Here is a 14,395-nt window from a genome sequence, read left to right on the forward strand (position 1 = left end):
GATGAGCGAAACGCCCGACACCATCGTCCTGGTCCACGGCTTCTGGGTCACCCCCCGCAGCTGGGAGCACTGGATCACCCACTACGAGAGCAAGGGCTTTCGGGTCCTCGCACCCGGCTACCCCGGCTTCGAGGTCGAGGTCGAGGCCCTCAACGCCAACCCCGACATCATCACCGCACTCACCGTCCCGGCCATCATCGAACACCTCGAAGCGGTCATCCGGCCGCTGTCGAGACCGCCGATCATCATGGGCCACTCCGCCGGAGGCGCCTTCACGCAGATCCTGCTCGACCACGGCTTCGGCGCCTCCGCCGTGGCGCTCAACTCCGCCCCGACCGAGGGCGTCCACGTGGTGCCGTTCTCCCAGGTCAAGTCGACGCTGCCGGTGCTGCGGTCACCGGCGAACCGGCACAAGGCCATCGGCCTGACGCTGGAGGAGTGGAAGTACGCGTTCACCAACACGTTCGGCGACGACGAGGCGAAGGCGCTGTACGAGCGATACCACATCCCGGCCAACGGCGGCATCCTGTGGGGCAGCGTCCTGGCCAACTTCCAGCCCGGCCACCAGGACACCTGGGTCGACTACCGCAACGACGACCGGGCACCGCTGCTGTTCATCTCCGGCAGCGAGGACCACATCATGCCCCCGGCCGTACAAGCCTCCAACGTCAAGCACTACAAGTCGAACACCACCACCGAACACGTTGAGTACGAGGGCTACGCCCACCTGCTGACCGCCCAGAAGGGCTGGGAAGAGATCGCCGACTACGCCCTCGACTGGGCCCTGCGCCACGCGAGATGAGCCGGGCACCGCGCAGTCGCGTCACCCGTCGTGGAGGCTGTGCCGACTTGACGTCTCGGTAAGCGTCCAGGTACAGACGACACTGATGGCCGCCAACAACGCGACCATGGCGCCGACGGCCATTGCGCCGAAGGAATCCGCCAGCACCGGAGCGAGCAGTGGGGGCACGGCACCGCCGATGATGCCACCGAGGTTGAAACCCACTCCCGCTCCGGTGTACCTGTGTCGCGTCGCGAAAAGCTCTGGGAGAAAGGCACCAACCGGCCCGAACGCCAAGCCGTTGAGGGCGAAGGCGCAAGCGAGCCCCAGCCCGAACGCGAGCGGACTGCCGGTGCTGAGCAAGGGGAAGACGCCTATCGACCAGACGAACGCGAGTCCCCCCGTCACGATGATGATGTTGCGCCGACCGTAGCGGTCGGAGAGCCTGCCTCCCAGGAAGACGAAGAGTGCCACTACAGCGGCGGCAACGATCCCGAGCGAGAGAACGACCTGCCGGTCGATCCCCAAGGTCGCGGTGCCGTAGGTCGTCAAGTAGGTAGCGCCTATGTAGAAGAGCGCGAATACGACGCCGGTGAGCCCGCCGCAGAGCAGCACCTCACGCCACTGTTCGCGGACAACACCGGCAAACGGCGATCGGGTCGAAAGCGCCTGCCTGCTCGCGCGGAAGACCGGAGTCTCGTCAATCGTGCCCCGTGCCCACAGGCCCAGCAGTACGAGAACCGCGCTGGCGATGAACGGGACGCGCCAACCGTAGGAGCGGAATGCCTCGTCGCTGTTTCCGATGACGAGGTCGGTCGCCAGGAACGTCGCGCTTGACAGGGCGAAGCCGATCGCGCCGCCCAACTGCGGGAAGACGGCGTAGAAGCCACGGCGGCCCCGCGGGGCGTACTCCGCCGTCAGCAGGTTGGCGCCCGCCCACTCGCCGCCGAGGGCCAGACCCTGGAGAAAGCGCAGGGCTACGAGGGCGACCGGAGCGGCGACGCCGATCGCTGCCGCCGGCGGGAGCAATCCGATCGTGACCGTGGACAAGCCCATCACCAACAGCGTCGCGACAAGCGTGCGTTTGCGGCCCCACCGATCGCCGTAGTGCCCGAAGACGATCGCCCCCAGCGGCCGGGCGACGAAGGCGACGGCGGACGTGGCGAAGGATGCCACGGAACCCGCTACGTCCCCGAGAGCCGGAAAGAAGACGTCGGAGAAGACCAGCGCGGCGGCCGTGCCATAGATGAAGAAGTCGTAGTACTCGATCGTCGTGCCGACAAATCCCGCGATCGCGACTCGTCTCAGCGAACTCCGGTCTGCCTGCCGTGTGCGGCCCATCCGTCACAGTGTGGATCACCGACCCGCACCTATGTGTCGCGGGGAGCGCGGGTTCGTGTCGAGAGCCTCGGTCACCTCTTCCGGCCGTCGACCCGTCGGCCGGAAGAGGTGCGGTCGCGGGATGGCCGCGGGCCGGTCAGGGCAGGATGCCGACGTTCAGCTCGGCCACCGACGCCCATGCGTTGCCGCTGACCTCGCTGAGCGCGCGCAGCCGCACGTACCGGCCGGACTTGGCCGGGAACGTGACCGCTTGCTCGGCCGTGCTATTGGGGAACGTGCCGGTCGCCACCGCCGGGCCCCAGGTGGTGCCGTCCGCCGAGACGTACACCTCGTAGTTGGCGATCCGCCCGCTGGCGCTGCTCTGCCGCGGCAGGTAGTACACCGCGGCCACCGAGCGGCTGGTGCCGAGGTCGAGCTGGATCTCGTGCGGCATCGGCGCCGGCAGCAGCATGCGGCTCATCCAGACGGTGGACGTGTTGCCGTCCAGCACGTTCGTACCCCGGCCGTTGAGCAGCAGCGTCTCCTGGCTGTCCACCGAGCGCACGGTCATCTGCGACTGCGGCAACCGCACCGGCCCGGTGGCGGCGTAGGTGGCCTGGTAGGTCGTGGCCGTCGCCGGAGCGGTGATCAGGTGGGTCTGCGCGCCGGCGTCCGACCAGCTGGCGAACGTGTACGTGGTGCCGCCGAGCGTCTGCGGCGTCACCGCGCTGACCGAGTTGGCCGAGCCCTGGATCACCCGGCGGGTGAACGGTGTGGCCGCCGCGGTGCCGCCGACCGCGATCTGAAGCCCCGGCGGGCTGCTGGTGAACGTCAGGTCGACCGTCTTCGGGTCGAGCCGCACGCTGGTGGTGTGTGTCAGGCCGCCGGCGTCGGTCACGGTAAGCACGAGCTCCAAATAGGACGGATACTCGTGGTCGGGCGCCGGGAACGAGGCGGACGCCACGCCGGCCCACTCCTGCGCGGTGTGTACGTGGCAGTTGTCCACTGTGAAGCAGTGGTGCTGGAGCAGCCGCCAATGCAGGGCGGAGGCCGGCAGCGCGCCCTGCTCCGGGTCGGTGCCGTGGCCGGCGAAGTTGATCGTGTCGTTCACCGCGAAGGTGAGCGTGGGCGCGGGCGCGTCGATCACCGCGGTGGGACGGGCATTGCCCGACTGGATGGTGACCGTCGCGGTGTCGTCGGCGTCGAGCGTGTCGATCACCCGCAGCCGCGCGGTGTACGGCCCGCCCGCCGGGTAGGTGTACGTGGCGGTAGCCGTGGTGGCGTCGACCGTGCCGTCGTTGGTGAAGTCCCACTCGTACCGCAGCAGGCCGGCGTCGGCGGGGTCCGGGTCGGACGAGCCGCGCGCGTCGAAGCTGACGGTGAGCGGTGCGGCGCCGGACGTCGGCGAGGCTTGCAGCACCGCGGTGGGTGGCGTGTTGCCGGCGAAGTACCGGATCCGGCGCACCGTGCCGGCGGCGTCCACATAGTACAGATCGCCGCCCGGACCGATCGCGAGGTCGACCGGGTTGGCCGCGCCCGAGACGAAGACCTGGCGGCTGGCCGGGTCAGGCACGCCGCCCGGGCTGGCCGGCGGCATCACCCAGACGCAGTCACGGGAGTAGTCGGCGAAGAACAGGGCGCCCCGGTACGCGGCCGGATAGCTGCCGCCGCTGGTCGGGTAGAAGGCCACCCCGGACGTGGACGACCCGGTGTTGACCGGGCAGGTCTCGCCGCCGACCACCGCCTGGCCGTGCCGGTACGCGTAGTGCGGCGCGGTCTGCCCCGAGCCGGTGTACAGGTTTTCGCACAGCGAGAGGTTTGCCCCGTCGTAGCCGCTCTGCGTAGCGCCGCCCTCGTAGCACGGCCAGCCGAAGTTGGTCACACCGGCGACCGGGGCGACCACGCGGTTGATCTCTTCCCACGTGCTCCAGCCCACGTCGCCGAGCCAGGCCTCGCCGGTGCCCGGCCGGAACGTGAACCGGAACGGGTTGCGCATGCCCTGCGCGACGATCCGTCGGGCGTTGAGGTCGGCGCTGGCGATGAGCGGGTTGCCGCTGGCGGCCGCGCCGGTCATCGGGTCGAGGCGCAGCAGGGTGCCGTCGAGCCCGGTCGGATCGGCGAGCGTGCGCACGTCTTGCGAGCGCAGCGCGCCGCCCTCGGCGCTCGGCGGCGCCATCGTGCCGCCCGGCGGGTCGGCGCAGGGGTTGGGCGGCGTGCCGAGCTGGCCGTAGTCGACCGCGGAGTAGCTGGCACCGTCGCCGGAGCTGGCGTACAGCGCGCCGTCCTCGCCGAAGCGCAGATCGCCGATGGAGTGGCTCGGGTACTGCTGGCACCAGTCGTGCAGGAACACCTGCTCCGCGCCGGTCATCACGTCACCGGCCGCCTCCAGCCGGGACAGCCGGCCGGTCACCACGCAGCGGCCGCCGTTGGCTCCGCCGACCGAGGTGCAGTTGTCGTTCCACACCGGGGCGGTCTGGCCGGGCGGGGCGTCGTACGTGTACAGCACGTAGACGTACGGCGTGGCGGGGAAGTCGGGGTGCAGCGCCAGGCCCAGCAGGCCCCGGTCGTGCTGGTTGTGCACGTTGGTGCGCAGGTCGGCGAAGACCGTCGCCGTGGTGTCGCCGAGCCCGTCGAAGACCTTGATGATGCCGGCCTTCTCCGCCACGAAGATCCGCCCGTCGGGCGCGAACTCCAAATTCATCGGCTGGTTGAGGCCGCTGATCACGACCTGCTCCTGGAAGCCCGCGGGCACGGCGGCCGCCGCCGGCGTCGCCGCGACAAGCGGGGCAAGCCCGCCTCCCACCAATGCGGCCACGAGCATCGAACCGGCGAATCGGCGAGACAACGACATCCGGCTTCTCCCTGATCGGCTTTGCCCAGAATGGACGGAAGCACGCGCACACCGCGCATCAGAATCGCGACGGCACCGTACGCGACGGACAGACGCTAACGAAGGCGTCTCGTTACGTCAGCCCCACTAAGATCCATCTGAAGTTGCCGATGCTTTGGACGCACCGTCTATAAGGGACATTGCCTCCACCGAACCCTGTTTCGCTCCGAACCGTGCGATCCGGGATCGCGCATTTCGGCGTAGGGCGATTCGGCCACGAAATTGGTTATCCCACTAAATGGCGGCAGCAAGCTCGCATCCGGATCCGCCGCCAATTTCGCATGCGGCCGTCGATACGAGATGTCTTCACATTGGTCGCAGCGCAGCCATTCGTCGAGTTCGCCCCAAGGAGGCTGCCCCGGCACGAGGACCAGACACTGCCACGGAAAGCCACACAAAGCCTTGACGTCGTCTCGCACCTGGAGGTGGCAGGTGGCCGTCGGAGTCTCAGTTCGACGTCGTAAGTCAGCCGCGTCTGCACCTCTCCGAAGACCACCGTGAGGGCGCTCGGTGGCGACGAGATACGACACGCACGCATGATCGCAGGGCGGTACAGCCCGACCAAAACCGTTTATCAAGTTCGTCGTGCGGGCCGGCGCGGCGTGTGGTCGGTACCGCCCGCCGCTGATCCGGCAGATCGGGTGGTCAAGGCTGCGCGCGTACGGCATCGTGTCGTGCACCGGGTACGGGCAGGCCGGTGTCGACTAGCCGGCCGGCCAGGTCTGACACGGCTTGGACGTTCAGACCGGCGGCGTGGCGCTTACCGAAGAACAGGTCCAGGTCGGCAAGTGCCCGCCGCCATCGGTCGTCCAGCCCAGCCACCGTTCGTTCAGCGTCCGATATGGACTCGTCCACTTCGGATCGGGCGTCGACCGCGGCCGCCGGCATACCGGCCAGTTCGAGTACGCGGTCGCACTACCGGGTGACGTGGATCCGGAGAACGTGACGGCGAAGCTGTCCGACGGCGTGCTGAGCGTGCGCGTGGGCAAGTTGAGCTCGATCGGCTCGTCCTGCGCTGCAGCGGGAGCCCTGGATCGCCGAGGTTACGGGTCCATCCGCCAGCTCGCGCCCAGGTCGGTGAACGTGGTGGAGAGGTCCTTGTCGCCCGCGACGACGAGCGCCGGCGTCCGCATCGTGGAGAAGTCTGGGGCGTTCAGGGCGGGGTAGAGCCGGACCACCCGGTCGTGCAGCGCATCGCCGCCCCGGCCGGGCCCGGCCATCAAAACACCCGCCCTGATCCGGCGGTCGACGAGGCTCACCTTCCGGCCGCCCTGGGACGGATCCTCGAACTGCATGCCCAGCAGCAGGGCAGCCGTGTGCCCGCCCAGCGAGTGGCCCACCGCAGCGACCTTGTCCCGGTCCAGGCGCCCGACAAGCTGCGGCACAGCCTTCTCGATCAGGTCGAGCTGGTCCAGGATGAGCGACATGTCCTCGGCCCGCGTCCGCGTGTACAGGGGCGCGTCTGGGTCATCGGCTTCGCGCAGGCCGAGCGCCGTCGCGTCCAGGAAGGTGGGCTGGATGACCACGAAGCCATGCGACGACAGCTCGGCGTCCGGCAACCGTGTCAGGATTCTGTTCCAGAGCGGAAACGGCAGGATGCCTTCGAGGCGCCACGGCAGGCGCGCTCCGAGGCCGACGACGCCGATGGTCCCCTTGGCCGGTCCCAATGTCGGCATAGACAGATGGGTCACCGCGGGAGTCGCGTCTGTGCCTCGTCCAGCGTCTTTCTGCTGGTCACGCGGTAGTTGACTGCACGGGCGAGTTTTGGCGACGCATATCGTGACGTTGGAGATCCCCAGGTCGCGGGTGTAGTCGGACGGTGTGGACTGCCGTCACCGGTCGGCCCGTGGGGAGACGTGAGCCGGCGACTGGAGCTGCGTAACCGACAGCCCCTGCCGCACTCGCCCCGCCGACCACGAGCGGCCTGCCGAGTCGCTCACCCTACGCGGGGCTATCAGCGACAGGAACGCTGCCTCCGTGCCCTCAACGCCCGCGAGGTACCGGTGCCAGTTCCGGTTGCCCCAGTCCATCGGTAGGTCGACGTGGGGGGCGCAGTGCCGCCCGCAGTGCGTGGCGTTGCTTGTTGATGGGGCTACCCTCGCCGAAGTGGTGGTAGTGCTCCGCGAGCGCCGCGAGGCGTTCGAGCGGCACGCCGCGCCCGCGGGTCACATTTCCAGGAACGGCAGCAGGTCGTCCGGCCCCTCTGGGCCGCCGAACGGCTGAAGCAGGATCGCGTCGTACGTCACCCCCCATCGTGCCCCACCCCGGTCGATCCGTACCGGGTGCCCGCGACGCGACCCACCCTGACCAGGGCTGATCGGGGCAATGCAGCCATGATGCCGAAACGATGAACGCATGTTGGCAGCATGGCGTTGCGCCTGGACACCCAGGTCCGGGCCTGCCCCGCGGAGGCTCAGCAATGACCCTGAAGAGAAAGACCACGACAAGGCTCGGGCTAGCCGTGGCGGTCCTGGCCGCCGGCACGGGCACCCTGTTCGCCGTCATGCCCACCGCATCGGCGGCCTCGGGCGTCCTCCCACCGAGCCAGCCGTGCCCGACCAGCCTCTCCTCATGGACGTTCCACACGGGACGGTACAACGAGGAGGCGCACAACCTGACTTTGCAGTCTGAGGTCGGCAGGAGCTGCAACTACATCGCCGCGAGGTATCACATTTTCGGCCAAGGCATTCCGGACCAGGAGTTCCGCAACCGCCCGACGACCATCAGCAAGGGCTTCGTCTACCCGACCGTCCACCTGTGACCGTTGACCCCTCGCGCGCCGCTCGTGATCGCGATTTCGGGTGCAGAACTGCAGTTCCCGGGCCGGAAACTGTATCTTGCGCCTGAAGTCGCGATCACGCGCACGCGTCAGGCGCCGAAGGCGTGGTACCCGCCGTCGACGTGGACGATCTCGCCGGCCTGATTAGCCAGGACGCATCTGACTTTGGCGCTACTGCGTCGAGTTGACCTCAGTGGGTGTGGATGGGTGGGACGGGTTCGCGGGGGGTGTACTTGAGCTGGGCGCCGGTCAGTTGGGTGTCGGTGGTCCAGGCGTTGAAGGCTTTGAGGTAGAGGGTTACGTGTTCGCGGGTTTCCCGGCGGCGTAGCGGCTGTCCGGCCTGTTTGCGGGTGTGGTTGAACATGATCCGGCGGAACAGCAGCCGCGGGTCACCTTTGGTTAGGCCGGTGCCTTCGATGATGCCGTCGAACCAGGGCGTCAGGTCGCGGTGGCTGGCCTGGGTGACCAGGTAGCTTGCGGCCGCGGCCGCGCTTTTGATCATGCCTGTGGCGGTGCCGATCTGTTCCCCGACCGGGACAAAGTCACGCAGCTTGGGATGCTGTTGCAGGGTTTGCACGATCTGGTGGTTGGTTACGCCGGCGTCGCCGCCGGACCAGCCCAGTTCGGGGCGGTTTTCGTACAGCCATACGGTGCGGACCATGGCGGCCAGCACGACGGCTGACTTCTCGCCCTCGATGGCCAACACGTCGGCGGCGTTGCGTCGCTTGCCGGTGTCCAGCACATCGAACGCACCTACCGGCACTTCGGTGAACACCGTCATCTCCACGGGGATATCGGCTTCGATGACGGCGGCCAGCCGGTGCTGCCCGTCCACCAACGCCCCGGTGGTGTCGAACGCGATGCCTTGATGGGTGACCAGCCACTCACCGCGCCGCATCGCCTGCGCGAACTCACGTACCGTCCGCTTCGCCAACGGCCGGTTGGCCGTATTGCGCTCCAAATATTCGGCGGCCTTCTTCGGCGTTACGGTCTGAACCCTGCTACGCACGACACCCTCGCCCCTCCCATACACCCACTGCCAGCCATGACAGCCGCACCATGATGCCAGCCACCTCACCACCCACGCGAACCGCGCGCCGCGGTCGGTGGCGAGGTCCCAGCGGAACCGGACACCCTGCTCGGCAGCCGGCACGCCAGGACGGTGCCACGATCAGCTGCAGACGTCGAACACCACCACGATCAGCTTTACTGAACTGCCGAGATGAGTGCGCGCGATCTTACAGCGAAGCCCCTATATGCCGCCGACATGTTTACGCTTGAGCAGATCACTGACATTCACGATCGCCTAGGCAACAAAGGCACTTTGGGCGGCTATTTGCGCGCGCTGCGGGACATCGGCGTCAAGGCGTATGACTCATATATAACCGACGGGCACTCCGAATATTTCGGTGCGGACGGGCAAATACTGGTCGGCCCGGCGTTCCACGAGACGTTTGCCATCGCCGAAACCTGCGATGGGGACGAGTTTTTGCGGTACATGCAGCAGGCTGAAAAAGGTGGTGTCGGCTACGCAGAAATGTCCAAAGCCTTAGCCGACAATGGCGTCGAGAAGTGGACGTTTGACACGGACAAGTTGACCATCACGTACCTCGACAAAGCCGGCAATGTTTTGCTGCGCGAAAAGGTCGAGTAGGCTATTTGCGCCCAGCCCAGAAGCGTAAGTGGATGGCTCGTCGCGGGGCCGCCGGCCGACTGGCACTCCGCCGGCGACGGCAAGGCCGCAGCATCCGCTTCTGCCGCGATCCGCTCGTCACCGAAGTAGGCTGCGCCGCTACGGGTACGCGGCAAGAGTGCCCGGGCGCACGACGAGCTGTCGAACGGCGGCTACAGATGGTTACGGGTCACGCCGGGCCGGCGCGCTCTGGCGTGCTGGCGCATTCGTCGTCGGCTCCGACCGTTTGACGCCGGCTCGGGTCGCGGCCTGGGGGCATGACAGCTGACGCGCGCGTGTCGCGCGACGACGGGGCAACGCCGACACGTCGTGCGCTCCACGTGTGTTCGTCGTGTGCTGGCCGTCGCGTCACGGCCGGCGTTGTCCGGGCTAGAGACCGGCGCATGAATCTGAGCGGCGGAATCGCGAGTATGCTTACCGCGGCGAGGATCGCCATTGTCCACACCAGAGCTTCGGCGAAGGCGCGGTTGGGCAGCGCGTGTGGCGGGTGGTCGAGCAGGGACAGGTAGACAGAACCGATCGTGGCGATCCCCAGGGCGTTGGCTAGCTGTGTGGTGGTGAGCAGCGTTCCGGACCGCGGCACCGGCGTCCGCGTCGGTGGTGCTGGAGATGACGAGGTCGAAGAGCGGGTTCACCGCGAGACCGTGGCCGATTCCCACGGCCAGCAACGCGACGGCGAGCAGCGGCGGTTGGGCGGTGGGACCGGCGGCGAGGCTGTGCAGCGCGATCGCGGCGTAGCCCATCGCCTGAAGAGCGATCCCGCCCGCGATCAGGGGCAGCCCGAGGCGGGCAAACAGCCGCGGGGCGGCGCGGCTGCCGATGGCGAAGCCGGCGCCGACCGGCATGAGGAGTATGCCGACCCACGTGGGCGTGAGGTGCAGCCCGTCCAGTAGGTGGAAGGAGAGTACGAAGAAGCTGGCGTCGGTCGCGTAGAGCAACGCTACCGCGATCAGTGCCCAGGTGAAGTTTCGGTGCTTGAACAGCCGCGGTGGCAGCAGTGGTGCCCCGCCACGGCGTTCCAGGTGGTTTTCGCGGACGACGAATCCGCCTAGCATGAGCACGCCGGTGGCCAGCAGGGCCAAGAGCTGCGGTGACCAGCCGTGCTCGCCGCCCTGGGTCAGCGAGACCAGTAGGGCCGCCAGGCCGATCGTCGAGGTGACGGCACCGGCAAGGTCGAGGCGCGCCGCGGTGGCGCTGCGGGACTCCGGGACGCCGCGGAGCACGCCCGCGATGGCCAGCAGTCCAAGTGGGACGTTGACCAGAAACACGAGCCGCCATCCCAGCTCTGCTACATCCCACCCCATCAGCAGCCCACCGATGACCGGTCCGGAAACCGCGCCGACGCCGACGACCGTCCCGTACCAGCCGACCGCGGAGGGTCGGGCCTGGTCCGGCAACCACGCCCGGACGATGGACAGAACCTGAGGGACGAAGGCCGCCGCCGCTAAGCCTTGCAGGATTCGGGCCGCGATGAGCAGGTTTGCATCCGGTGCAGCAGCGCAGCCGGCCGACGCGGCGACGAAGAGGAGGAGCCCGGTGAGAAAAAGCCGCCGGCGGCCATACCGGTCGCCGAGCCGGGCGCCGGTGATCAGGCCGACGCCGTACGCGGTTGCGTAACCGGCGACGACGAGCTGTGCCTGTCCAAATGTGGCGTCCAGGTCGGCGCGGATGGCGGGCACGGCGACGGTCACGATCAGCACGTCCAGCACGCCGACGAACGGTCCGAGCAGCAATGCGGCGAATGCCAGGCGCTGCCGCACAACGCCGACATCACCGCGCCGCGTCACGGCCCCCGTTCCCATACCGCCGCGTACCCCGGGCGGGGAACTTTCATGCCGCCCCGCGGCGGCCCGCGCCGTTACCGGTCGGATGTCAGCGACGCCGAAATGGGTCGGGCTGGCCACGTGTTTCCGCAGGTAGTTCGAGAAGGTAGGCGAACGTGTCGGACCGCGATCGGGGCCGGGGGGAGGGGGCTGACCGCGGCGTAGCGTAGTCGCCGCGCCAGGATTGCCGCGCACGCCTCGTGGGCCAACACCGCTGACCGCACCGCGGACGTCCTCCGGGACCAAGGCGTTCCTTGACCGGTTCGAGCGCCAGGTCGACCACGGCGGCGTGCTGTCCGAGGAGATTCGCGCCGCGATGGCGAGGCACACGCGGATGACCTACATGTTCCAACTGGCGGAACGCTCCGCAGCGGCGCGACGACGGAAAGGCAATCGTCGATCCTTGAATGCGTGTCAAGGAGCTCCGAAATCCGTGAGACGCCTCAACATCAATGCAGACCGGCGGGCTGCTGCCGGGCGGGCCACGACCCGCGGCTGGCCCGAGCCTTGGTCGATTACCGCGCCGGCGGCTGTTGCGCCCACCTTCCGGCACAGCATGCCTGGCGCCGCGGCCCTGCTCGCATAGGCCCGCGTCCGCCGGTATGCCTCGAACAGCGTAGGTTGAGCAGCCAGCGACGTGGCCGGCCACCGCCAAGCACGGCCACGTCGCCCCATCAGACTCACTCATTTGCCGATGACAGTGCGTCGGCGTTGTGTGGGCGAGAGGGTCTAGCCGATATCCCAGGAGGCGATGTGAGTTTGACATCGCAGGCACTGAAACAGATATGCGGTGGGCTCACCATCGCGGTCGAGCCGGCGTAGAAACGTTTCGGATTCATCTGCCGCCCAGCCGAGTTGCCGGTGGCTCTCACGGAGCATGTCGAGCGCGTCTGGATACGGTGTGAGGTCACGATAGCCGGCAGGCCCCACAAGGGCCGCACCGTCGCCGCAGTGGTAGAGCCATGACTGCTGCTGCCAGCCGAAGAAGCCTGGGGTTCGGCGGGTGATTTCCTCCACAACGTAGCGCGGCACGTCATCGGGTACGTTGACGGCGTCGCTGAACTCGGCGGGCATGTCCAGGACGTCGCTGCCGTCTATTGCTGTGGCGACGACACTGAGTGCCCGGGAGGCTTCTCCGGATTGAATACAGTGCAGGCACAGGCTATCGGGTTGTTTGCCGTAGATCGGTCCGCGATAGCGCATTTGCCGGGTCTGGCCGCAGACACTGCACTCGTGTTCGACACGCACCGCCGAACCCGTGGCTACGGGATCAGGGTGGTAGCGGAACAACGGCTCGGTCATGGGCTCATGCTGCCAGCAACACGGCCCTTGTCGGCGACGTCTGCGCCGAGGGATCCCATCTGCCGCTCCCCGCACGTGCCGGTGAGCCGCCAGCGCCTCATCCTGAGCGGTGGGCCTGGCGCTTGGTTACGGCCTCTTCTCCGCTTCCGCCAGCTTCTCTGCGGCCCGCTGGCACTCAAGTGATCTCGCGGGGGGCGGCAAGCTTTCAGGCGCCAGCGCGGTAGTGCATCTGGACGGCTGAGCCGGCCAGCTGGCGCACGTCGAGCAGGCGCAGGTCGGCCGGCTGCGGTGCAGCGGGCAGGGCCGGTCCGGCCGGGGTCAGCACCGGTACGACGTTGAGGTAGATGTCGTCGACGAGGCCACGCTCCAGAAAGGAGGCGTTGGCGCCGGCGCCGCCGCCGAGGAGCGCCTCGGCGTGCCCGCGGGCGGCCAGCAGCCGCAGGGCTTCTTCCGGGGATGTGGCCACGCCGCGACCGGGGTTGCGCGACAGGACGACGACGTTGATGCCGGCGAACTCCGCGGGTGAGCCGGTGGCCCGTATGAGTTCGGCGGTGCGCCTGCCGACCACGACGTTGCCGCAGCGGCGAACGTGACCGAGGAAGTCCGTGAGGATCGGCGCTGGGATCTCGCGCTCGCCGCCGGCACGCACGAGGAACCCGTTCGCGGTCAGGGAGGCGTACAGGGTCGTCTGCATACCTTTCACCGTACGCCTAGTTGGAAGAATCCTCCAGTTCGCGGACGGCGCGCCACGCCAGCCCCGGCAACGCGGCCCGGGCCCAGACCAGGTCGCCCGCGCCCGTGGCAAGCCACCGGCGGCTCAGCTCATGGCTCGGACCGAGCAGCACGGTCTCCAGCAGCCCGGGCTCCCAGCCCGGCAGTTCACCGGCCGCCACGAACGTGGCTAGGTGTGCGCTGACCGGCTCTTGCAGCTCCCGCTTCGCCGCCGCGAGCCGTTCGGCATGGCCGGATGCGAGCTCCAAGGCCATCGCCTGGTACATGAACCGGGCCTCGTCCGGGTGCGCGTCGACCCAATTCAGGTGGGACCGGACCAGCGCGTGCACCGCGTCCCGGGCGGTCCGCGCGGTGGTGACATCGGCCGTGAGCTGGGCACAGACCCGGGTGAACGTACGCACGAGCAACGCGGCGACCAGATCCGGCAGGCCGCCGAAGAGGTGATACACACTGGACGGGCTGGCACCAGCCGCCTTGCGGATGTCCTCGATACCGGTCGCCAGCAAGCCCTTGTCCGTGAAGCACCGCAACGCCGCGTCGAGAAGCTCCTCCCGCCTGCGGACGCCATCCTTCCTCGCCGTACCCACCCGGCCAGGCTAACGACTTTGCCGATGAGCGGGCGTTGCCTCGCGGTGGATCGGTGTCTGATTCGAGTCTGGTCAGGCGCGGTTCCCGGCACGGGATTGCTGGAGGCTATGGCGAGCCGGGCTGTTCAGGGTTTGGTCGTCCAGTTTCGCTCGAGTGGATAGTCGACGGTTCGCTGGTACGGAGCGGCCGGCTGCTAACCGTGGCGTCAGCCGGTGCCACGTTGCGGATTTCGCGCTGTTAGCGGCCCGACCGACCGGTGCTGGTTGGTCGGGCGTCGAACCGGTCGGTGTGGCGGGCGCGGGCAAGGTCAGTTGCCCGCGCCCGCTTTCGTTACCGCTGGGCGTAGTACTCGCGGGGGTCTTTGGCGAGGGCTGCCTTCGCGAGGCTGGGCATCTCGTCGGCGATTACCTCCCAGTCGCCGGCCTCCAGGCCGTCGAGTCCGGCTTTCACAATGGCAGCTGGATCGCTCTTCGGGACGTCGAAAGCG

12 protein-coding genes and 2 pseudogenes are annotated in these 14,395 nt (G+C 68.3%); 5 read left to right on the forward strand and 9 right to left on the reverse strand.

The genetic code is table 11. The features are described 5' to 3' along the window. Position 1 precedes the first annotated feature (1 nt). Positions 2 to 802, forward strand: coding sequence for an alpha/beta hydrolase (locus tag AC5L36_RS40515; protein WP_441224127.1), 801 nt, complete (start codon positions 2 to 4; stop codon positions 800 to 802). Positions 803 to 823: 21 nt separating this feature from the next. On the opposite strand, the gene AC5L36_RS40520 is transcribed toward AC5L36_RS40515, so the two are convergent. Both AC5L36_RS40520 and AC5L36_RS40525 read right to left on the reverse strand, forming a co-directional pair. Next, positions 824 to 2,122, reverse strand: a complete 1,299-nt coding sequence (locus AC5L36_RS40520; RefSeq protein ID WP_441224128.1) for an MFS transporter — start codon at positions 2,120 to 2,122, stop codon at positions 824 to 826. Between the two features lie 136 nt (positions 2,123 to 2,258). Beyond that, complete coding sequence (locus AC5L36_RS40525; protein ID WP_441224129.1) at positions 2,259 to 4,952, reverse strand: PQQ-dependent sugar dehydrogenase; 2,694 nt, start codon at positions 4,950 to 4,952, stop codon at positions 2,259 to 2,261. 624 nt (positions 4,953 to 5,576) lie between these two features. On the opposite strand from AC5L36_RS40525, the gene AC5L36_RS40530 reads away from it, so the two are divergent. Both AC5L36_RS40530 and AC5L36_RS40535 read left to right on the forward strand, forming a co-directional pair. After that, positions 5,577 to 5,699: a hypothetical protein gene (locus tag AC5L36_RS40530; protein ID WP_441224130.1), complete on the forward strand. Its 123-nt coding sequence runs from the start codon at positions 5,577 to 5,579 to the stop codon at positions 5,697 to 5,699. 45 nt (positions 5,700 to 5,744) lie between these two features. Then, positions 5,745 to 5,975 (forward strand): annotated as a pseudogene (locus AC5L36_RS40535) (Hsp20/alpha crystallin family protein); the annotation flags it as partial. Between the two features lie 59 nt (positions 5,976 to 6,034). On the opposite strand, the gene AC5L36_RS40540 reads toward AC5L36_RS40535, so the two are convergent. Beyond that, the gene (locus AC5L36_RS40540; RefSeq protein ID WP_494909600.1) at positions 6,035 to 6,658 is read right to left on the reverse strand and encodes an alpha/beta hydrolase family protein; all 624 of its coding nucleotides are present in this window, start codon (positions 6,656 to 6,658) and stop codon (positions 6,035 to 6,037) included. A 324-nt stretch (positions 6,659 to 6,982) separates the two neighbouring features. Further along, positions 6,983 to 7,237, reverse strand: a pseudogene (locus tag AC5L36_RS40545) (ferrochelatase); the annotation flags it as partial. Between the two features lie 173 nt (positions 7,238 to 7,410). On the opposite strand from AC5L36_RS40545, the gene AC5L36_RS40550 reads away from it, so the two are divergent. Continuing rightward, positions 7,411 to 7,752 carry a hypothetical protein gene (locus AC5L36_RS40550; RefSeq protein WP_441224132.1) on the forward strand — a complete coding sequence of 114 codons (342 nt, stop codon included), beginning with the start codon at positions 7,411 to 7,413 and terminating at the stop codon, positions 7,750 to 7,752. A 208-nt stretch (positions 7,753 to 7,960) separates the two neighbouring features. On the opposite strand, the gene AC5L36_RS40555 is transcribed toward AC5L36_RS40550, so the two are convergent. After that, on the reverse strand, positions 7,961 to 8,923 hold the full coding sequence (locus AC5L36_RS40555; protein WP_441224133.1) for a hypothetical protein: 963 nt from the start codon (positions 8,921 to 8,923) through the stop codon (positions 7,961 to 7,963). 69 nt (positions 8,924 to 8,992) lie between these two features. On the opposite strand from AC5L36_RS40555, the gene AC5L36_RS40560 reads away from it, so the two are divergent. Beyond that, positions 8,993 to 9,424, forward strand: a complete 432-nt coding sequence (locus AC5L36_RS40560; protein WP_441224134.1) for a DUF1398 family protein — start codon at positions 8,993 to 8,995, stop codon at positions 9,422 to 9,424. Between the two features lie 191 nt (positions 9,425 to 9,615). On the opposite strand, the gene AC5L36_RS40565 is transcribed toward AC5L36_RS40560, so the two are convergent. From AC5L36_RS40565 to AC5L36_RS40580, 4 genes are all read right to left on the reverse strand, one after another. Then, positions 9,616 to 11,223 (reverse strand): MFS transporter, encoded by a 1,608-nt coding sequence (locus tag AC5L36_RS40565; RefSeq protein WP_441224135.1) that lies wholly within the window; start codon positions 11,221 to 11,223, stop codon positions 9,616 to 9,618. A 792-nt stretch (positions 11,224 to 12,015) separates the two neighbouring features. Further along, positions 12,016 to 12,588, reverse strand: a complete 573-nt coding sequence (locus AC5L36_RS40570; RefSeq protein WP_441224136.1) for a CbrC family protein — start codon at positions 12,586 to 12,588, stop codon at positions 12,016 to 12,018. Positions 12,589 to 12,793: 205 nt separating this feature from the next. Further along, complete coding sequence (locus AC5L36_RS40575) at positions 12,794 to 13,282, reverse strand: dihydrofolate reductase family protein (protein ID WP_441224137.1); 489 nt, start codon at positions 13,280 to 13,282, stop codon at positions 12,794 to 12,796. Positions 13,283 to 13,298: 16 nt separating this feature from the next. Further along, positions 13,299 to 13,907: a TetR/AcrR family transcriptional regulator gene (locus AC5L36_RS40580; RefSeq protein ID WP_441224138.1), complete on the reverse strand. Its 609-nt coding sequence runs from the start codon at positions 13,905 to 13,907 to the stop codon at positions 13,299 to 13,301. Positions 13,908 to 14,395 lie beyond the last annotated feature (488 nt).

The organism is Phytohabitans sp. LZ39, from assembly GCF_059359075.1.

Bases quoted from the DNA above. Each gene is read 5' to 3' on its own strand.
- AC5L36_RS40570 (WP_441224136.1), bottom strand. From the start codon at position 12,588: ATGACCGAGCCGTTGTTCCGCTACCACCCTGATCCCGTAGCCACGGGT.
- AC5L36_RS40560 (WP_441224134.1), top strand. From the start codon at position 8,993: ATGAGTGCGCGCGATCTTACAGCGAAGCCCCTATATGCCGCCGACATG.
- AC5L36_RS40520 (WP_441224128.1), bottom strand. From the start codon at position 2,122: ATGGGCCGCACACGGCAGGCAGACCGGAGTTCGCTGAGACGAGTCGCG.
- AC5L36_RS40515 (WP_441224127.1), top strand. From the start codon at position 2: ATGAGCGAAACGCCCGACACCATCGTCCTGGTCCACGGCTTCTGGGTC.
- AC5L36_RS40550 (WP_441224132.1), top strand. From the start codon at position 7,411: ATGACCCTGAAGAGAAAGACCACGACAAGGCTCGGGCTAGCCGTGGCG.
- AC5L36_RS40575 (WP_441224137.1), bottom strand. From the start codon at position 13,282: ATGCAGACGACCCTGTACGCCTCCCTGACCGCGAACGGGTTCCTCGTG.
- AC5L36_RS40525 (WP_441224129.1), bottom strand. From the start codon at position 4,952: ATGTCGTTGTCTCGCCGATTCGCCGGTTCGATGCTCGTGGCCGCATTG.